This window comes from Tenacibaculum sp. 1_MG-2023, assembly GCF_030547425.1.
Lineage (GTDB): Bacteria > Bacteroidota > Bacteroidia > Flavobacteriales > Flavobacteriaceae > Polaribacter.
The window spans coordinates 64,580-83,321 of the sequence record NZ_JAUORH010000015.1 but is presented as its reverse complement, the minus strand read 5'-3'; the positions used below and the strand labels follow the sequence as shown (position 1 = coordinate 83,321).

19 protein-coding genes are annotated in these 18,742 nt (G+C 32.0%); 5 read left to right on the top strand and 14 right to left on the bottom strand.

Annotated elements, in window-relative coordinates; all coding sequences use genetic code 11:
• Positions 1–122: 122 nt before the first annotated feature.
• The 11 genes from Q4517_RS11355 to Q4517_RS11305 all read right to left on the bottom strand — a co-directional run bounded on the left by Q4517_RS11355 (position 123) and on the right by Q4517_RS11305 (position 6,625).
• Positions 123–512, bottom strand: a complete 390-nt coding sequence (locus Q4517_RS11355; RefSeq protein WP_303509344.1) for a helix-turn-helix domain-containing protein — start codon at positions 510–512, stop codon at positions 123–125.
• A gap of 103 nt (positions 513–615) precedes the next feature.
• Complete coding sequence (locus tag Q4517_RS11350) at positions 616–2,640, bottom strand: FAD-dependent oxidoreductase (RefSeq protein ID WP_303509341.1); 2,025 nt, start codon at positions 2,638–2,640, stop codon at positions 616–618.
• A gap of 133 nt (positions 2,641–2,773) precedes the next feature.
• Complete coding sequence (locus Q4517_RS11345; protein WP_303509339.1) at positions 2,774–3,226, bottom strand: hypothetical protein; 453 nt, start codon at positions 3,224–3,226, stop codon at positions 2,774–2,776.
• A gap of 148 nt (positions 3,227–3,374) precedes the next feature.
• Positions 3,375–3,677, bottom strand: a complete 303-nt coding sequence (locus Q4517_RS11340) for a phosphoribosylpyrophosphate synthetase (protein ID WP_303509336.1) — start codon at positions 3,675–3,677, stop codon at positions 3,375–3,377.
• An 80-nt stretch (positions 3,678–3,757) separates the two neighbouring features.
• Positions 3,758–4,198, bottom strand: coding sequence for a MarR family winged helix-turn-helix transcriptional regulator (locus tag Q4517_RS11335; protein ID WP_303509333.1), 441 nt, complete (start codon positions 4,196–4,198; stop codon positions 3,758–3,760).
• Between the two features lie 57 nt (positions 4,199–4,255).
• A complete protein-coding gene (locus Q4517_RS11330; RefSeq protein WP_303509330.1) occupies positions 4,256–4,504 on the bottom strand; it encodes a glutaredoxin in 249 nt (82 codons plus the stop codon).
• Positions 4,505–4,600: 96 nt separating this feature from the next.
• A complete protein-coding gene (locus Q4517_RS11325) occupies positions 4,601–4,882 on the bottom strand; it encodes a GNAT family N-acetyltransferase (RefSeq protein WP_303509327.1) in 282 nt (93 codons plus the stop codon).
• A 2-nt stretch (positions 4,883–4,884) separates the two neighbouring features.
• On the bottom strand, positions 4,885–5,316 hold the full coding sequence (locus tag Q4517_RS11320) for a (4Fe-4S)-binding protein (protein WP_303509325.1): 432 nt from the start codon (positions 5,314–5,316) through the stop codon (positions 4,885–4,887).
• 17 nt (positions 5,317–5,333) lie between these two features.
• Positions 5,334–5,864, bottom strand: coding sequence for an NADPH-dependent FMN reductase (locus Q4517_RS11315; RefSeq protein WP_303509323.1), 531 nt, complete (start codon positions 5,862–5,864; stop codon positions 5,334–5,336).
• Complete coding sequence (locus Q4517_RS11310; protein ID WP_303509321.1) at positions 5,865–6,275, bottom strand: OsmC family protein; 411 nt, start codon at positions 6,273–6,275, stop codon at positions 5,865–5,867.
• Positions 6,275–6,625, bottom strand: a complete 351-nt coding sequence (locus Q4517_RS11305) for a DoxX family protein (RefSeq protein WP_303509318.1) — start codon at positions 6,623–6,625, stop codon at positions 6,275–6,277. Before Q4517_RS11305 ends, Q4517_RS11310 begins: the two co-directional genes overlap by 1 nt.
• Positions 6,626–6,780: 155 nt before the next feature.
• Here Q4517_RS11305 and Q4517_RS15460 point away from each other — a divergent pair, with 155 nt between their 5' ends.
• Positions 6,781–7,740, top strand: coding sequence for a GNAT family N-acetyltransferase (locus tag Q4517_RS15460; protein WP_368506469.1), 960 nt, complete (start codon positions 6,781–6,783; stop codon positions 7,738–7,740).
• Between the two features lie 11 nt (positions 7,741–7,751).
• A complete protein-coding gene (locus Q4517_RS11290) occupies positions 7,752–8,129 on the top strand; it encodes a cupin domain-containing protein (protein ID WP_303509315.1) in 378 nt (125 codons plus the stop codon).
• A gap of 100 nt (positions 8,130–8,229) precedes the next feature.
• Here the strand turns inward: Q4517_RS11290 and Q4517_RS11285 are convergent, their stop codons facing one another.
• From Q4517_RS11285 to aceB, 3 genes are all read right to left on the bottom strand, one after another.
• The gene (locus Q4517_RS11285) at positions 8,230–9,525 is read right to left on the bottom strand and encodes a phosphatidylserine decarboxylase (protein WP_303509313.1); all 1,296 of its coding nucleotides are present in this window, start codon (positions 9,523–9,525) and stop codon (positions 8,230–8,232) included.
• Positions 9,526–9,963: 438 nt separating this feature from the next.
• Complete coding sequence (locus Q4517_RS11280) at positions 9,964–11,595, bottom strand: isocitrate lyase (RefSeq protein ID WP_303509354.1); 1,632 nt, start codon at positions 11,593–11,595, stop codon at positions 9,964–9,966.
• Positions 11,596–11,769: 174 nt separating this feature from the next.
• On the bottom strand, positions 11,770–13,365 hold the full coding sequence (aceB, locus tag Q4517_RS11275; protein ID WP_303509311.1) for a malate synthase A: 1,596 nt from the start codon (positions 13,363–13,365) through the stop codon (positions 11,770–11,772).
• Positions 13,366–13,520: 155 nt separating this feature from the next.
• Here aceB and Q4517_RS11270 point away from each other — a divergent pair, with 155 nt between their 5' ends.
• The 3 genes from Q4517_RS11270 to Q4517_RS11260 are packed head-to-tail and all read left to right on the top strand — an operon-like array spanning position 13,521 to position 18,709.
• Positions 13,521–14,999 carry a helix-turn-helix domain-containing protein gene (locus tag Q4517_RS11270; protein WP_303509352.1) on the top strand — a complete coding sequence of 493 codons (1,479 nt, stop codon included), beginning with the start codon at positions 13,521–13,523 and terminating at the stop codon, positions 14,997–14,999.
• Positions 15,000–15,057: 58 nt separating this feature from the next.
• Entirely contained in the window at positions 15,058–16,701 is a 1,644-nt protein-coding gene (locus Q4517_RS11265) for an acyl-CoA carboxylase subunit beta (protein ID WP_115900681.1), read from the top strand.
• Positions 16,702–16,717: 16 nt separating this feature from the next.
• On the top strand, positions 16,718–18,709 hold the full coding sequence (locus Q4517_RS11260) for a DUF3352 domain-containing protein (protein WP_303509306.1): 1,992 nt from the start codon (positions 16,718–16,720) through the stop codon (positions 18,707–18,709).
• The last annotated feature ends 33 nt before the right edge of the window (positions 18,710–18,742 follow it).

Sequence of the window (18,742 nt, the reverse complement as noted above, 5' to 3'; positions counted from 1 at the left end):
ACGTATTTTTAGAACTAAAGGTTTAATTTTAGAACGTTCTGATCTTCGAGCGTTCTCTCGCTTAATGCTTTGATAGAATCCTTGTCTTGATATCTCAAACAATCGACAACAACGAGATAAACTTATCCTTTGTTCTTGTCTGATGCTTTGGAGTGTTGAGATAAATACTTTTTTCTAATAGAAGTCCCATATTGACTATCAGAGATATCAATCATTTTATTGAGAATTATGTTTTTTAACTTCTGATCTTCTAACTCCCGTTCTAATCGCTTTATTTTTTGGGCAGGTGTTTCTTTGGATTTTGATTTCATTAGTAAGGCAGGTTTGCTCCAGTCTAAGGTACCATGTCTTCTTAACCAAACCAAAACAGTACTCCTACCTTGAATACCATACTTCTTTTGAGCTTGTTTATAGGTTAACTCGCCCTTTTCTACTTGAGAAACTACAGCTAATTTAAAGCCTAAGTTGTAATCACATTGTGTGCGCTTATTCTTGGATACATTGTTTTTCATAAAATAAGTCTAAATTGTGTAAACTTATTTCAGGACGAGACATACATATAAAAAAAGTCTTGCTATAGCAAGACTTTTTTAGTGATTTTAAATTTATATAAAACTAGAGTTCAGCAGCTAACCTGCTTCCTTGGTTTATGGCTCTCTTAGCATCTAATTCAGCCGCAACATCTGCTCCTCCAATTACATGAACTTTCATTCCTTTAGCTTCTAACGGTTCTAATAATATTTTAAATGGAACTTGACCTGCACAAATAATTACATTATCAACCGGTAATACTTTTTGTTCTTCATTTTGAACATAGTGTAAACCTTCATCATCTATCTTTTTGTATTGTACTTCTCCTATAAATTGTACTTTCTTCTTCTTTAGTACTGCACGGTGTATCCAACCTGTTGTTTTTCCTAAGTTTCCTCCAAACTTTCCTTTACTACGTTTAAACATAAAGATTTCTCTTGGAGATGGGTCAAATTCTGGTGTAATTCCCTCAATTCCTGCACGAGCTTCTAAAGTTTTGTCGATTCCCCATTCTGCTAACCAAGCATCTACATTTAGAGAAGTACTTTCCCCTTCATGAGCCAAGTACTCTGAAACATCAAAACCAATTCCTCCTGCCCCAATAACAGCAACACGTTTACCTACAAGTTTCTTTAGTTTTACAACGTCAATATAACTCAATACTTTTTCATGTTCTATTCCCTTTATCCTCGGAGTCCTTGGAGTAATCCCTGTGGCTAAAATAACCTCATCAAAATTGCCGTTGTATAAATCTTCTGCAGAAACTCTTGTATTTAGTTTTACAGCTACTTTGTGTAATTCTAATTGCTTGTTAAAATAACGAATGGTTTCATAAAATTCCTCTTTTCCTGGGATTTGCTTTGCTATATTAAACTGTCCTCCAGTTTCTTTATCAGCATCAAATAAGGTTACATTATGACCTCTTTGAGCTGCTACTGTTGAAGCTGCCAACCCTGCTGGTCCTGCACCTACAACTGCTATTTTCTTCTTTTTTGAAGTTGGATTGTAATTTAACTCTGTTTCATGACATGCTCTTGGATTTACCAAACAACTTGCTACTTTCTTTTGAAATGCATGGTCTAAACAAGCTTGATTACAAGCTATACAAGTGTTTATTTCATTTATTCTTTCTTCTTTAGCTTTGTTTACCCATTCTGGATCTGCTAAAAATGGACGCGCCATCGAAATCATATCTGCATGTCCTTCTGCTAATACTTTTTCAGCAGTATCTGGCATGTTAATTCGGTTAGAAGTAATTAATGGAATAGATAGTTCTTCTTTCATTTTTTTGGTTACCCAAGTAAACGCTGCTCTAGGAACTGAGGTTGCAATGGTAGGGATTCGTGCTTCATGCCAACCAATTCCTGTATTAATAATAGTTGCTCCTGCTTTTTCTATTTCTTTTCCTAATTGCACTACTTCTTCCCAAGAACTTCCTTGTTCTACCAAATCTAACATTGATAAACGATAGATTATAATAAAATTCTCACCAACAACTTCTCTAATTTTACGGACTAGCTCTACTGCTAAACGGATTCTGTTTTCATATTTTCCTCCGTAATCATCAGTTCGTTTATTTGTTCTTGTTACTATAAATTGGTTGATTAAATATCCTTCAGATCCCATTATTTCTACTCCATCATATCCTGCTTCTTGAGATAATTTAGCACAGTTTACAAAGTCCTTTACAGTTCTTCGTATTCCTGATTGTTTTAAAGCAAAAGGTTTAAAAGGGGTTATTGGTGATTTAATTTTTGAAGGTGCTACATTGAATGGATGATATCCGTAACGACCTGAGTGTAAAATTTGCATACAAATTTTACCTCCTTCTTTATGAACTGCTTCTGTGATTACTTTATGTTCACGTGCGTGTTTTTTTGTACTCATACGAGCAGAAAAAGGGGCTGTCCATCCTTGGATATTAGGAGAAATTCCTCCAGTAACAATCAAACCTACACCTCCTCTTGCACGTTCTGCATAATATGTAGCAATACGCTCAATCCCATTTTTCTCTTCTTCTAAACCTGTGTGCATTGACCCCATTAAAATTCTATTTTTTAAAGTGGTAAAACCTAGATCTAAGGGTTCAAAAATATGTTTGTATTTCATTGTCGTGTTTTTATCAAAGTATTATGCGTGCATAATAAATTGCAAGATACATATTTTTTATAATATGTTTATCACATAAAAAAAAGACCCTACACTAAGTATAAGGTCTTTTTAGAACTATTCAGTTATTTTATTACCACCAAATGATTATAATTAAACCATTTGAACATATTATAATTATTATAATTCTAACTTTTGTTCCGTCATTTAATTCCGCTTCAAATCTATAAACTGGCTGCCTTTGAAACTCATGTGGTACTTGTATTACATTACCATCGTCCATTCTATGTTCAGCCAAACCTATACCAGAAAATTCATCTTTTACAATACGATAGCTTTTTAATTCTTCTTTTTTAAGATTTCCTTTTTCTAAAAATAAGTCTAAAGTAGGTTCTTTAACTCCTTCTGGATTCATTGGGTATTCATCCGCTTTGACTACTCCGTAATCTTCATGATAATCTAATTTAAGATCATCTCTGGATTTTGCAGCCTTAGCATCTACTGCTTCTGTTTGGCTTTCACCTGGCAGTACAGTTTCTTCATTTTGACATGATGTAAATACCATAAAAAAGATACTTACAAACATTAGGGTTTTTAAAGTCTTCATAAAATTTAGTTTGGGTTAATTAATCAACCCAAATATATCTTAACCCTATTTAGAAACTCATAGGTAAAAGGTTATTTATTATATAAGGAAAACACCTTAATTTGATAAGGAGAATAACTCTTTTTTATTATCGTACTATTTTCAATTTTTGAATCATTTCTGGAGAAAGAGAGTTAGCATACACTCCATAAGCATCAACTAAAACTCCTTTAATACCTGTTTTTGTTTGAATTGCATACACAACAGAATTGTCTCCTGCGCTACTCATTCCTTCAAATCGATATATCTCAACTACTTCAAAGAAATCCGGAGAGAAAATTTCTCGAGTATTTTTACTCTCTATTTCATTTTCTCTCAGGTTAAAATCAAGAGTAAATCCTCTTTTTTGTAAATCTTTTAATGCTTCCGAAAGTGTATCGTATGTATACATAATTTCTATCTGTTTCACTTTCTTAAAAGATACAATATTTAAACTAGATTTCCTAGTTGTTTTATAGATAATACTAAAGTTTACTGCCTTATTTTATCTAATAAATCACTAAGTTGAGTGGCTTCTTCTTCTGTTAAATTATCAATAAAGTCTAAATGTAAATTATCATCTATTACTTTTAATAGCTTTTTTCCTTGCTGGGTAATACTTATATAGACTACTCTTCTATCATGTTCACACCTTACACGGTCTATTAATTTTTTTTCACACAGTTTATCCATTAGCCTTGTAGCATTAGGAGCTCGTTCTATCATTCTATCTTTTATTGTTTGAACTTTTATAGCTTCTTTAGCTCCTCTTAAAATACGAAGAATATTAAATTGTTGTGATGAAATACTGTACTGTTTAAAAAACTCATTTTCTTTACTGCTTATCCAATTAGCAGTGTATTTAATATTGATAAAAGCTTTGATTTTATCATTTTGAAACTTTGAATTGATGTCTTTTGAAATATCTCCCATTGTTCTGGTTATTAGCCTTAGCTACTAGCCTTGTTTTGTTGTTTAACTAAAAAAAGATTATCCTTTTAATTTTAAGTCTTGCATTAACTTATTGAATGTATCTGATGAGGGTGTTAAATACACTTCGCCATCAACAAATAAAGTTGGGTACTTTACTTGCCCTTCATACAATTCTTTACTGTGTTCTTTCGCTTCTTCATCTATAGAAACGTCTTTGTACTCAAATGGTACTTCTGCAGATTTTAGAAAATTTTTATATGCAACTGTATGTGCATGTCCTTTTCTTCCGTATAAAACTATCTTCATTTTAACTTCCTTATTTTTAGAATACAAAAATACAAAAACAACATTTATATACCAAGGAAAATAAATTCTTTACAAATACTTAAAAAAGAATTTTTATTACGCTAAAACATCTGAGTATTCAGGCTTTTTATCAAAAACTGATTTAGCAAATGGGCACAATGGGAGAATTTTAATATTTTGAGTTCTAGCAAACTCTACAGAAGCTGCTACTAACTTATAGCCTACTCCTTTTCCTCGTAAACTATCTCCTACTTCAGTATGATCGATAATTAGTTTATCATCTCCTGCCCATGTATATGTCATTAATCCGTCTCTATTTCCATCAATTTCGATAAAGAACTCTCCTTTCTTGCCGTTATCTTCTTGTTGTATTTTCATAATTATCCTTTAAACTCAACTTTTACATGTGTACCGTCACAATATGGTTTGTTATGAGAAGCTCCGCACCTGCAAAAAGCTGTTGTTTTATTTTTCTTTTCTGTTCTACCATCTGGATTCGTAACATGCAGAGTTCCGTAGATTAATAAAGGGCCGTTTTCTAATGCTTCTACTTTAGTTTCTGTGTGAGCTGCAGCTTGATTACCTTCCTCTTTTGAAATGTACGACAGCGCTCCTGAAGGGCATTCTTCTACTTGTTTTTTTATTCTTTCAGTAGTTGACCCATCCATATTAATCCACGGTCTATTTTGCGGATTAAAAACTTGTAACAAGCCTTTCCAACATTTTTTTGAGTGGATACACTTATTGGGTTTCCATACTACAGTAATATCATTATTACTGTAGTTCTTTACAATCTCCTTTGCTTCCGACATACTATTATATTTTATGTTTATACTGCTTTCAGGAAAGTTGCAACTGCTTCTTTTATTTTTATATCAAACTCTTCATTTACAATCTTTCCACTTTTAAAGTTATCATAAAATTTTGGTAAAGAAAAATCGGCTATAACATTTGCACCCATATGTGGAAATCCATTTTTTGCAATTTCCATAGAAGATGACCCTCCTCTAGCTCCTGGAGAGGTTGATAACAACAACATAGGTTTGTTGTGCCATACTTTTTGCTCTATACGCGACATCCAATCTATTATATTTTTCAATGCTACAGTAAAATTCCCATTATGTTCTGCTAACGATACAATTATACCGTCTGCTTCTTTAATTTTTTCTAGAAATTTTACTGCATTTTCTGGTATACCATTCTCCATTTCTTCATCAATTCCATATATAGGTAATGGATAATCATTTAAATCTAATACAGAAGCCTCAGCCTTTTGTTGTAAAACTGATGCGTATATTACTAATTGTTTATTAATTGATTTTTTACTGTTACTGCCCGCAAAAGCGATTATTTTCTTCATTTATGTTGTTATTTTTGTATTAATTTCTGTTGCACCTTTTACCATTTTAGCTACGGGACATTTACCAGCTATTTCTACTAGTTTAGTACGCTGCTCATCTGTAACTTCTTTTTCGAATGAAATTTCTTCTACTAATGATTTTTTTATTCCCTCTGGAGTTAATTGTTCCTTTTGACTAACATTTACTATTACTCTTCCTAAGTCCCAGCCTTTTCTTTCTGCATACATACGTAAAGTGATAGAAACACATCCTCCAATTGCAGTAAGTAAATATTCTACTGGGGTGGGTCCGTTATCATCTCCTCCTTTATCTAAAGGTTCATCAATAACAGCAAAATGATTTCTCATTTTTGCTTCTGCTAAGTAATTTCGGTTAGTTAAAGTAACTGTTGCTGTTGGGTTATTGCTCATTATATTTTTTTACTATAAATATACGAAACTATTAATAGTACTAGTGCAATTGCAGCCCCTATTTGTTCTCCATCTCCAATCATAAGGTGAGCAAAAAAAGCTAGAATAAATGCAAAGAAAAAGCCAGCATACGCCCATTCATTTAAAAACTTCCCTCTTAAAAACCACAAGGCTATTACCCCTAATAATTTAGCTATTGCATACGGGTAAATAATATATGTTGGATACCCAAATGCTGTAAACATTTTAGCTACTTCTGCATGATTAAAAAAATACATTCCTGCTGAAAAAAACATTAATAATGTTAATAATCCTGTAGCTACATAAAAAATAATTTTGTCTTTTTTCATTTTACTTGTTGTTAAATTTCTGTACAAATATATAAAAAATATTTAATTATTTTCCATGGTATATATTATCTAGGTATTTATTTGATTACAGAGGGTTTGTTTTAAATCAAGAAAACATATATATTTGTGTTTATATAAGTGCTTATGTTTTTATTATGGATGCTTTAAAAGGATTAGGAGAAATTGGTTTAGGTTCTAGGTTAAAAAGAACTAGTGATTACATGATGCGTGAAACACAATTGGTATATAATGAATTTAATATTGATTTTGATCCTTATTTATTTCCAACTTTTAAAATTATTAAAAATAAAGATGGTGTCACAAATACTGAGATTACCAGCAACTTAAAAACCTCACAACCTGCTACAACACAAGCTATTAATAAACTTTACAAAAAGGGACTTATCACCCTAAAAGAAGACAAGCTCGACAAGCGAAAAAAAGTTGTTTTTGTTTCTGATAAAGGAAAAAAACTTGTAGAGAGTATCACCCCTATTTGGAACGGTATTGAACATATTTTAAAAGAATATACAAGTATAAAATCTGATTCACTAACTGAACTTATAAATAAGTTAGATACTAAGTTTAATAAAAAATCTTTCAGCGAAGCTATTATAGAACACATAAAAATGAATACAACACAAAATACTATAGCAATTACCACATTTAAGGAAGAATACAGCTCATCTTTTTATAACCTGAACATAGAGTGGTTACAAACATTTTTTTTTGTAGAGCCTTATGATGAGGAGGTTTTAAGTAATCCTCACAAGTATATTATTGACAAAGGAGGACATATTTTCTTTGCTAAATTAAATAATGAAGTTGTAGGTACTGTTGCTTTAATGCCTATGAGTGAACCTAATGTTTATGAATTAACAAAAATGGCTGTTTCACCAAAACACAGGGGTTACAAAATAGGACAACAACTCATGCAACATTGTATTGATTTTTCAAAAGATAAACAGTTTGATAAATTAGTTTTATACTCAAACACGAAACTTGAAAACGCTATTTATATTTATAGAAAATTTGGCTTTTTAGAAATTCCTGTGGAAGAAGGTTGTCCTTATGAGCGCTGTAATATTAAAATGGAACTAAAAACAAAGTTTTAATAATGTGTGATATGGATACAACTCAAACAATTAACATCCTACAGGAAGCTGAAAAGTTAAAAGAGAACTTTTCTCCTAAAATAGTTTCTGAAGTTAACAATGAATATGTCAAAATAGCTAAAATTAACGGACAGGATATTCCGTGGCATAATCACGAAAATGAGGATGATCTTTTTTATATTATTGATGGAAACCTTTTAATGGAGCTAGAAGATCAACCTAGTTTTACAATGAAAAAAGGGGATTTATTTGTAGTTCCTAAGGACATTAATCATAGAGTTAGTTCTTCTATAGACTGTTTAATTATGCTTATTGAAACAAAATCTACCAAACATACTGGAAAGGTAATAACTCCTATTACTAAATCTATTGAGAATCAAAGACATTAATGTATCACCATAAATACTACATACATTCATCTTTATTAAAAAACTATTACAATAAAAAAAGGTAGTTAGTCAAAAACTACTACCTTTCCTTTAAAATATACTACTTATTCCAATAAACTGAAGTTTGTCCGTATTGAAAATGAATAGGCACTAGCGAAGGATCTCTTTGGAACATATACAGCTCATGAGGTGGTTTTTCAAATAACATAATAATATCTGAACCTCCAAATCTAAATTTACCAAACTCTTGACCTTTCACTACTGTTTGTCCTTGTAGTTCAGTATACATATCTACACCAGAAACCTGACACATTCCTATTGGTAAAATAGCAACCTTTCCTACTTCAGTACCCGCATCCATAATTACTAATCCTCTAGCTTGTGAAAACTCATATCCGTTTTCTCCACCATCAGGAGCATCAAACTGCCCATCAGCTGCTGTTTCAACATTCAAATACACTTTTCCTTCCACAGGAAGAATCTCTAAAATTTTTCCACTAACTGGTGTATGAAAGCGATGATAATCAAAAGGACTTAAGAAGTAATGAATAAATGTACCTCCATAAAAACTTTCTCCATACTTACTAAACTCCAACAACTCATCTACACTCCCAATAGTATGTGTTCCTTTCAACGTAATTTTATCTACATTTCCATTTTTATCAATTGGATAATATGCTTTAAAAGTACAATCTGCAGGAGAAACAATAGTCGTATTGTCATTTGGATCCGCTATAGGACGTAAAGGAGAAATTCCCGTTTTAGGATCTGCATGATTAAATTCTCTATAAAAAAACTGATTGAACGTTTTCCAACTGCTTTCATTATCAGAATACAAAGGAAAATTATAAACACTTTCACCTTGATCATTTTTATCATCTTTAAACGATTGTAAGGTTTCATCTGTTAAAGAAGCTTCCGTATCTAAGAAAGTTCCCCAAGCATTTGCAAAGCTCACTAACCAATTAGCAAACTCAGGATAACTTTGCATCGTTTTTCCTTCTGAATCTGTTTGATCAATCAACCAATAAGATTGACAAAGTAAGTCGTATACTTTTTGATTGTATCCGTTTTTAGTTCCATCACTCGTCCAAGCATTAGGGTATTCTGGATCTCTACTTTCATTGGGAATCATCTGTACATAAATGTCTAAGTAATCATAATATGCAGCGACGGTTTCTGGCCATCCTTTTCCTTTAAATTCTTTATCAATTGCTTTGTAAAGGTCTTTATTTAAAGGTGGTATCGTTTTATCAGCGCTTCCGTTTTTTGATAATTCTACCGCCTTTTTTAATGAATCTCCAAGACTTTTTGCCATTGCTGGGTTACCATCTAAAATACTTTTCAGTTGTTCAACAACTGCTTTATGAGTTTTAATAGTTGTACCTGTTTCCATAATTAGTTAAATTATTACATAACTCCTACTCTTTTATTAGAGGTTTTTCGGATACCACCTGTCCAAATAAAAATTGATAATAGCTCATTAAATATCATATCGTTACACTACAAATATTTAATCCCCCTAAAAATTATGATATAGTAACCATCATTAATCATACTATCAGATTATTCAAATTTGAAGATTTTATCCATTAATCTTAGAGAAAAGCCCATAAGCCGATGATTTTCAAACACAAAAGCAGTAATTCAAGTAATAAAAAAACAGGTTAATTATGTTTTACAACAATATAAATGGTATTTGAAGTAGTTATCTCTATAAAAACTCCACTTGTACAAGTGGAGTTCTACTTCAAAACAGCATAAAACTATGTAACTAAAAAAGAAGAAAAATTAAAATTTTTATACAGTTAAAAAACAGCTGCATTACATAAAATTAAGCAATAACTGATGCTTTTTGTAATTCTACTTTATTTTCATTTTTAACTTCAAACTGATTAGATGTATTTTTTCCTCCTCCCGCTTTTAATGCCATCTCTCCTGCAAAAAATGTTTTGTGATCATCACCTAAATCAGAACCAGCCATTCGCTGATGTTTTACACACGATACACCTTTTCTAATTTCTTGTCGTTGCACCCCTCTAACATATGCTAACATACCATCTTCTCCAAAGTAACCTTGAGTTAAGTCGTTCATATGCAGTGCTGTCGTATGGTATGTTGGTAAGGTTATTAAATGATGGAAAATTCCTGCTTCTCTTGCTCCATCTATTTGGAAAGTACGGATTTTATCATCTGCTCTGTGACACAATTCCGTACCATCATAAGCTGCATTCATTAAATTATTTCTGTCGTATCCTGTCATGTTTTCGCCTTCAGCAACCATTTCGTCGTATACTTGGCTACGGAAGTTTAACGTCCAATTAAATGATGGTGAGTTGTTGTATACTAATTTTGCATTTGGTACTACTGCTCTCACTCTATTTACCATGTTTGCTATTTGTCCCACATGAGGTGTAGGTGTTTCAATCCATAATAAATCTGCTCCGTTTTGTAAGCTTGTTATGCAATCTAACACAACCCTGTCTATATTCGTTCCTTCTCTAAACTTATACAATCCGTTAGCCAAACGTACAGGACGTACTAGCTTTCCATCGCGTTTTAATAACACATCATCTTCTCTTGCTTCATCAATCGTAATTTCTTCTGCTTCTACAAACGCTAAATACTGAGAGGCTAAATCTCCTGGTTCTTGACTTACGGGTAATTTTTGAGTTAACCCTGCTCCTTCCGAATCTGTTCTTGCAACAATAACTCCATCTTCAACTCCTAACTCTAAAAAGGCATATCGAATTGCATTTAGTTTTGCTATGAAATCTTCATGTGGTACAGTTACTTTTCCATCTTGATGTCCGCATTGTTTCGCATCTGAAACTTGGTTTTCTATCTGAATAGCACAAGCACCAGCTTGAATCATTTTTTTAGCTAACAAATACGTTGCTTCTTCATTTCCAAAACCTGCATCAATATCTGCAATAATTGGTACAATGTGCGTTTCAAAATTATCGATTTCACTCTGTACGTCTTCTCCGTTTTCTAACCTTCGGAATAAATCGTTTAATTCAATAGCGTCTGCCTGACGTAGAAAGTCATAAATTTCTTCAATCAATGATGGTACTGCTGTTTTTTCATGCATTGATTGATCTGGTAATGGTCCAAACTCTGAACGCAAAGCTGCTACCATCCATCCTGAAAGATATAAATAACGTTTACTTGTTGTTTTGTGATGTTTTTTTACTGCAATCATTTTTTGTTGTGCTACGAATCCGTGCCAGCACCCCAATGATTGCGTATAATTAGATGAGTCTGCATCATAAGCTGCCATATCTTCTCTCATGATAGCAGCGGTATACCTAGCAATATCTAAACCTGTTTTAAAACGGTTTTGCGCTACCATTCTAGCGGCGTTTTCAGGAGAAACTGAGTTCCATGTCGTTCCGTACTTTTCTTTTAACTCTTTCACAGTTTGTAAAGCAGAACTATAATTAGCGTGTGCTAAATTTTTCATAATTTTGTAATTGATAAGGTTATTAATTTTATTGATAGCTTGCCCTCTTAAATGTTGCCGCATTTTTGAGGGCTTTTTCTCGATAATCGAGATTTAAATATTTTAAGTTTAGTCTTTAATTTAAATTGCTTTTCTCTACAAGTATCTTTTAAGCATACACCTAAACGGCTTACTCTATAAATATTTATACGCTGGTAAGGTTAAGAATTCAACAAATTCTTTGTTTAAAATCAACTTATCAAACAATTGAATAGCTAAGTCAAATTTTCCTTTGTTATATCTGTCCTCACCTACATAACTTTTTATTTTTGTAATCTCTTCTTTTTTAAATTGCTCATACATTCCTTCAGTAAATGTTCGACCGTCTTCTAACATCACACTTTTATGCAACCATTGCCATACTTGCGTTCTAGAGATTTCAGCAGTTGCTGCATCTTCCATCAAATTATACAAAGCAGCAGCTCCCTGCCCCATTAACCAAGATTCTATATATAAAATTCCAACATTTATGTTGTCTCGTATTCCTTTTTCAGTGATAGTACCTTCTGGTAATTCAACTAAATCTTTTTCAGTAATTATTAAGTTCTCTAACTTTTTATCTATCTGATTCGCATTTGGCATTGTTATATTAAAAACATCCATTGCAACCTCTACAAGTCCTGGATGTGCAACCCAAGTTCCGTCATGTCCATTTTTTACTTCTTGCTCTTTATCGTTCTTCACTTTTACAAAGGCTTCTTTATTTAGCTCATCGTTGTTCTTTACTGGAATTTGTGCTGCCATTCCTCCCATAGCATGTACACCTCGTTTATGACACGACTGAATAACTCGTAACGAATACGCTTTCATAAACGGACTACTCATCGTTACTTGTGAGCGATTTGGTACTATAAAATTGGTATGGTTTCTAAACTTTTTAATGTATGAGAAAATATAATCCCAACGTCCACAGTTTAAGCCCGCCATGTGATTTTTTAACTCATGAATAATTTCATCTAACTGAAAACTTGCAGTGATTGTTTCGATTAATACTGTTGCTTTAATTGTTTTTTGTGGTACGCCCAAATACTCTTGTGCAAATATAAAAACATCATTCCACCAACGTGCTTCTTTATAGTGTTCTAGTTTAGGTAAATAAAAATAGGTTGCACTTCCCTGCTCTTGTAACGTTTTGATATTATGGAAGAAATACAACCCAAAATCAACCAAAGAACCTGACATTTCTACGCCATCAATCAACAAATGTTTTTCGTTTAAGTGTAACCCTCTTGGTCTTACTAACAAAGTAGCTACTTTGTCTTTTAACTCATAAGTTTTATCTTTTGCAGCGTTGTAAAATGAAATTGTTTTAGTTACTGCGTCTCGTAAGTTTACCTGACCATCTAAAATGTTTTGAATTGTTGGTGAATTGCTATCTTCAAAATCTGCCATAAACGTTTTTGCACCAGAATTTAATGCATTGATAATCATTTTACGTTCTACTGGCCCTGTGATTTCTACTCTTCTATCCAACAAGTCTTCTGGCAACGTAGCACACACCCAATCACTTTCTCTAATTTCTTTAGTTTCTAAAGGAAAGGCTGGACTATTTCCTGCATCAAAATAAGCTTGTTCAATTTCTCTTTCAGCTAATAATTGAAGTCTTTGAGTATTAAATTTTTCTTGAAGTTGAATTAAAAATGCTTTGGCTTCATTGGTCAAAACACTTTTATACTCGGTTTGATCAAAACCTACACATTGAATTTCTTTTGCTAAAACATCTTGATTCATATCTATTTATTTTTTTTTATTGATTTACAGTTCAATATTAAAAAAAAGAACCTAAATAAAAAAGCGAACGTTCGCTAAAAATATTAAAAACACTAATTTTTATTAATTCGCTAATTTTTATACCTTTGAATTACGAATCTTTTAATAAAAACACCTTGGAAGAAGAATATATCAGATTAGTTTTTGGATTAAAACTGAAACAAATACGCACAGATAAAAACCTATCACTCTTTGGATTATCCAAACTAACAGGTTTATCAAAATCGTATTTAAACGAAATTGAAAAGGGAAAAAAGTACCCAAAAACTGATAAAATTGTTATTCTTTCCGAGAAACTAGAAGTACCTTATGACCATTTAGTTTCCTTAAAGTTAGATAAAAACTTAGCACCAATTGGTGAAATTTTACAATCTAAAATTTTAAAAGAGATTCCTCTTGACCTATTTGGTATTAAAGAAAATAATCTAATTGACATCATTGCCAACGCTCCTGCAAAGGTTAATGCGTTTATTAGTACTATTATTAAGATTTCTCAAAACTATAATTTAACAAGAGAGAGCTTTTTTCTTGCTGCATTGCGTTCGTACCAAGAAGCACATAACAACTATTTTGAGGATATTGAAACGAAGGTTACCAACTTTATCAAAGCATATCAAATTAATCCAAATGCTCCTATTACTTCAAAAGATTTAAAAGAGATTTTAATTGAGGAATATAGTTACACTATTGATAGTGAAGAACTATCTAAACATCAAAAGTTATCTGAACTCAGAAACATCTATATTCCAAAAAACAAAACACTTCTTATATATAACGATATAAACGAAGCACAAAAAACATTCATTTTCGCTAAAGAAATAGCTTATAATTATTTACAGATAGAAAACAGGTTATATACATTTCCATGGATTAAATTTGACAGTTTTGATGAAGTATTAAATAATTTTGTAGCTTCTTACTTTGCAGGTGCTTTAATTATTCCGAAAGATGATTTAATTCAAAAACTAACACAACTTTTTTCTTTAGAAACCTGGCAACCTTTACAGTTGCATAAAATTATTAGAAGTTATAATTGTTCTGACGAAACGTTTTATCAACGTTTAACTAACATTTTACCAAAATATTTTAACATTAAAAACCTATTCTTTTTACGTTTTACACATAAAGAAGGTTCTCCAGCACATAGACTTTCAAAAGAACTACATATTACACAACAACAGTCACCCCACGCCAATCGTAATAACGAACATTATTGTAGAAGGTGGATTGCCATTAAAACGATACAAGATTTAGAAGTTTCAGAAGAAAAAAATTCGGCTTACGGAATTCAAATATCATCGTACGAAAACTCTCAAAAGGAATATTTAGTACTATCTGCAGCTACTGCTGATCCTTTTAAGAATAAGATTAATCGCAGTGTGAGTATAGGCATGTTACTTTCTCCACATTTAAAACGCAAGCTTCATTTTTTTAATGAAGATACTTTCACTAAAAAAACAGTTGGTATTACCTGTGAAACTTGTGCTGTACAAAACTGTAATGAACGTGTAGCTGAACCGTATATTTTACTAAAACAATCTAGAAACAAAGAAATAGAAAAAACTGTTGAAAACATCATTCAATCGTATAGGTAAACACCTTGTTTTATACGTCCTTTTTCTTATTTTAGCACACGCAAACAAATAACTTACCATGGATCTTAACTTCAACAAAAACGAAGACCACAATAAACTTTTAGTATCAGATTTACGTAGACGCTTTGCCAAAGTTAAATTAGGTGGCGGACAAAAACGTATTGACAAACATCATGAGAAAGGAAAATTAACCGCTCGTGAACGTATTGATTATTTATTAGACAACAAATCTAACTCTATTGAAATCGCTGCTTTTGCAGGTGAAGACATGTATCAAGAACACGGTGGATGTCCTTCTGGTGGTGTGGTTGTAAAAATGGGATATGTTAGTGGTAAGCAATGTATTGTTGTTGCTAATGACGCTACGGTAAAAGCGGGTGCTTGGTTCCCTATTACAGGAAAGAAAAACTTAAGAGCTCAAGAAATAGCTATTGAAAATAAATTGCCTATTATTTATTTGGTAGATTCTGCTGGAGTTTATTTACCAATGCAGGATGAGATTTTTCCTGATAAAGAACACTTCGGAAGAATTTTTAGAAACAATGCTGTAATGAGTAGCATGGGAATTACCCAAATTGCTGCCGTTATGGGAAGTTGTGTTGCTGGTGGTGCTTACTTACCTATTATGAGTGATGAAGCGCTTATCGTAGATAAAACAGGAAGTATTTTCTTAGCTGGTAGTTATTTAGTTAAGGCTGCTATTGGTGAAACTATTGATAATGAAACATTGGGTGGGGCAACTACACATTGTGAAGTATCTGGGGTTACCGATTATAAAGCAAAAGATGATAAAGATGCTTTAGACACCATTAAAAACCTAATGGATAAAATTGGAGATTATGACAAAGCTGGATTTAATCGTAAAGAAGCGTTTCCTCCAAAAGAAAATGAAGATGATATTTTCGGGATTTTACCAAAAGCTCGTAATGAGCAATACGATATGATGGAAATCATCAAGCGTTTGGTAGATAATTCTGAATTTGAAGAATACAAAGCAGGCTATGGTCAAACCATTATTACAGGATATGCTCGTATTGATGGATGGGCTGTTGGTATTGTTGCCAACCAACGTAAAATTGTAAAATCGAAAGGAGTAAAAACTAAACCTAGCGAAATGCAATTTGGTGGGGTAATTTATAACGATTCAGCCGATAAATCTACACGATTTATTGCCAACTGTAACCAAAAGAAAATTCCGTTAGTTTTCTTACAAGATGTTACTGGATTTATGGTAGGAAGTAAATCTGAACACAGCGGTATTATTAAAGACGGAGCTAAAATGGTGAATGCAGTAAGCAACTCTGTAGTTCCTAAGTTTACGGTAGTTATAGGTAACTCTTATGGAGCAGGGAACTATGCTATGTGTGGTAAAGCGTATGATCCGCGTCTTATTTTTGCGTGGCCAAGTGCTGAGTTAGCAGTAATGAGTGGAGCTTCTGCTGCAAAAGTATTGTTACAAATTGAAACAGCTGCTTTAAAGAAAAAAGGCGAAAAAATTACTCCTGAAAAAGAAGCGGAATTATTCGATAAAATAAAATCGAGATACGATAATCAAATATCTCCATACTATGCTGCTGCAAGAATCTGGACAGATGCAGTTATCAACCCACTAGATACTAGAACTTGGATTTCTATGGGAATTGAAGCTGCTGACCACGCACCTATTGAAAAGAAATTCAATTTGGGAGTTTTACAGGTTTAAAAGCACAGGAGGTAGCATGAAAAAAAGAGTGTTTTGGGGCATTATTGCCCTTGTTATTGGCTTTGTTATCTATCAAGTTTATATTTTCACCTTATCTGAGAATGATAATATCAAGTCTATTTATTTAGTTCCTGATGATGCTGTTTTTATAGTTGATACTGAAAGACCTATTGATACTTGGGATGAAATAAGCTCAAGTGAAATTTGGACGCATCTTCAAACAAATCAACAAATCAATAAACTATCTGAAGGGCTCAATAGTTTAGATGAAACCTTTAAAGCAAAAAAGGAAATTTTTGACTTTATAGGGGAACGTAATCTGGTTATTTCAGTACATGTATTTAGTCCCAGAAAATATGGGTTACTATACGTTGCTGATTTACAAAAGTTCTCTAAACTCATCTTTTTAAAAAGAGCTATTAGCAATTTAGCTGGTGAAGATTATAAAGTAACCAAACGCGTATACAAAAAGCATGAAATTATAGAACTCTATAATAAGAAAACAAGAGAAACCTTACATCTTTCCTTTATTAAAAATCAGGTTATAGCTTCTTATACTCACCTTTTGGTTGAACAATCAATAGACCAATACTTAAATCCTGTTATTGGACGTGATCTTAACTTTTTAGAAATAAAAAAGAAAACAGATACTGATGGTTTTTTCAATGTTTATTTACAACATAAATATCTAAAAAACTATTTAAATTGTTTTACCAGTTCTAGCAATTTAGATTTCTTAAATAAAGAAGCATTCTTCTACTCTGGTTTAGATATATCCATTGTGGAAGGAGTTATCGTTCAAGCTACTGGTTACACAAACGTTGACACTAATTCACAAACATATTTAAAGGTATTACAAAAGTCTGGAGTTGGTAAACGTAGTGTTGCTAAAATAGCCCCAAAGAACACCTCTTTATATCTTAGTTTTGCTTTTGATGATTTTAAAACATTTAATAGTAATCTAGAAAAACTCCAACAAGAAAATCCTACTGATTTTAAGATGTATTCTGATCAACTTTCGATGATTGAGGATAAATTAGACATTAATGTTTCTGAAAACATTTATAGTTGGATTGGTAGTGAAATAGCTTTAATTCATTTTAACACTGAACTTTCAAAAAACAAAAAAGATATCGCTGCTATTATTAAAGCTGACGATATTGATGACGCTAAAGAAAATCTTCAGCTTGTCCTTTCAAAAATTAAAGAAAATACTCCTTTAAAATACAAGCAAATCGATTACAGAGGCTATCCTATTAACTTTTTTGATTTAAAAGGATTCTTTAAAATGTTAGCAGGAAACATGTTTTCTAAAATGGAAAAGCCTTACTTTACCATTATTGATGATTATGTTGTTTTTAGTACTAGCCCAAATACAATTAAAGAAATCATTAATAATCACTTAATAGGATACACACTTGAAAGTTCTGAAAAATTTGACGATTTTAATTATCATTTTGAAAAAAAATCTAGTGTCTTTGCTTATGTAAACACTCCAAATTCCTATAAAGACCTTTTAAGTTTGGTTGATAACAAAACTCGACATAAACTCCAAAAAAACAAACCATATATCACTTGTTTTTCTCAAATTGGCATGCAACTAATTGCTTCTGATGAGTTGTTTGAAAGTAATATTTCTCTTGTTTTTGAAGACCCTAAAAACATTGATATAAACACTAAAAAAGATAAAGAGTTAAGAGAGAAACTATTATTAGAATTAGCTCCCTACAAAGACTCAACAAATACTCGAAATTCTATATCATTTTTTAAGCTTTCGCCAATACACCCTTCTGATTTAAGTGCTAAGTCGTACAAAGAGTATTATAAAAACGGACAATTAAAATTTGAAGTTGATTTAGAAGATGGTTTAAAAGATGGCTCTTATAAGTCTTATTATGAAAACGGAAATGTAAAAGTTAAAGGGCATTATAAAAAAGATAAGCAAAGTGGAACTTGGAAAGCATACGATGAACAAAAAGGTGATGTAATTTTCAAAAAACATTTTTAATTGCTATATTTTATAGCATTAGTTACATTTGCC

Excerpts from the sequence above, each read along its gene's own strand:
- Q4517_RS11355 (WP_303509344.1), bottom strand. The coding sequence starts at position 512 with ATGAAAAACAATGTATCCAAGAATAAGCGCACACAATGTGATTACAAC.
- Q4517_RS11350 (WP_303509341.1), bottom strand. The coding sequence starts at position 2,640 with ATGAAATACAAACATATTTTTGAACCCTTAGATCTAGGTTTTACCACT.
- Q4517_RS11345 (WP_303509339.1), bottom strand. The coding sequence starts at position 3,226 with ATGTTTGTAAGTATCTTTTTTATGGTATTTACATCATGTCAAAATGAA.
- Q4517_RS11340 (WP_303509336.1), bottom strand. The coding sequence starts at position 3,677 with ATGTATACATACGATACACTTTCGGAAGCATTAAAAGATTTACAAAAA.
- Q4517_RS11335 (WP_303509333.1), bottom strand. The coding sequence starts at position 4,198 with ATGGGAGATATTTCAAAAGACATCAATTCAAAGTTTCAAAATGATAAA.
- Q4517_RS11330 (WP_303509330.1), bottom strand. The coding sequence starts at position 4,504 with ATGAAGATAGTTTTATACGGAAGAAAAGGACATGCACATACAGTTGCA.
- Q4517_RS11325 (WP_303509327.1), bottom strand. The coding sequence starts at position 4,882 with ATGAAAATACAACAAGAAGATAACGGCAAGAAAGGAGAGTTCTTTATC.
- Q4517_RS11320 (WP_303509325.1), bottom strand. The coding sequence starts at position 5,316 with ATGTCGGAAGCAAAGGAGATTGTAAAGAACTACAGTAATAATGATATT.
- Q4517_RS11315 (WP_303509323.1), bottom strand. The coding sequence starts at position 5,864 with ATGAAGAAAATAATCGCTTTTGCGGGCAGTAACAGTAAAAAATCAATT.
- Q4517_RS11310 (WP_303509321.1), bottom strand. The coding sequence starts at position 6,275 with ATGAGCAATAACCCAACAGCAACAGTTACTTTAACTAACCGAAATTAC.
- Q4517_RS11305 (WP_303509318.1), bottom strand. The coding sequence starts at position 6,625 with ATGAAAAAAGACAAAATTATTTTTTATGTAGCTACAGGATTATTAACA.
- Q4517_RS15460 (WP_368506469.1), top strand. The coding sequence starts at position 6,781 with ATGGATGCTTTAAAAGGATTAGGAGAAATTGGTTTAGGTTCTAGGTTA.
- Q4517_RS11290 (WP_303509315.1), top strand. The coding sequence starts at position 7,752 with ATGGATACAACTCAAACAATTAACATCCTACAGGAAGCTGAAAAGTTA.
- Q4517_RS11285 (WP_303509313.1), bottom strand. The coding sequence starts at position 9,525 with ATGGAAACAGGTACAACTATTAAAACTCATAAAGCAGTTGTTGAACAA.
- Q4517_RS11280 (WP_303509354.1), bottom strand. The coding sequence starts at position 11,595 with ATGAAAAATTTAGCACACGCTAATTATAGTTCTGCTTTACAAACTGTG.
- aceB (WP_303509311.1), bottom strand. The coding sequence starts at position 13,365 with ATGAATCAAGATGTTTTAGCAAAAGAAATTCAATGTGTAGGTTTTGAT.
- Q4517_RS11265 (WP_115900681.1), top strand. The coding sequence starts at position 15,058 with ATGGATCTTAACTTCAACAAAAACGAAGACCACAATAAACTTTTAGTA.
- Q4517_RS11260 (WP_303509306.1), top strand. The coding sequence starts at position 16,718 with ATGAAAAAAAGAGTGTTTTGGGGCATTATTGCCCTTGTTATTGGCTTT.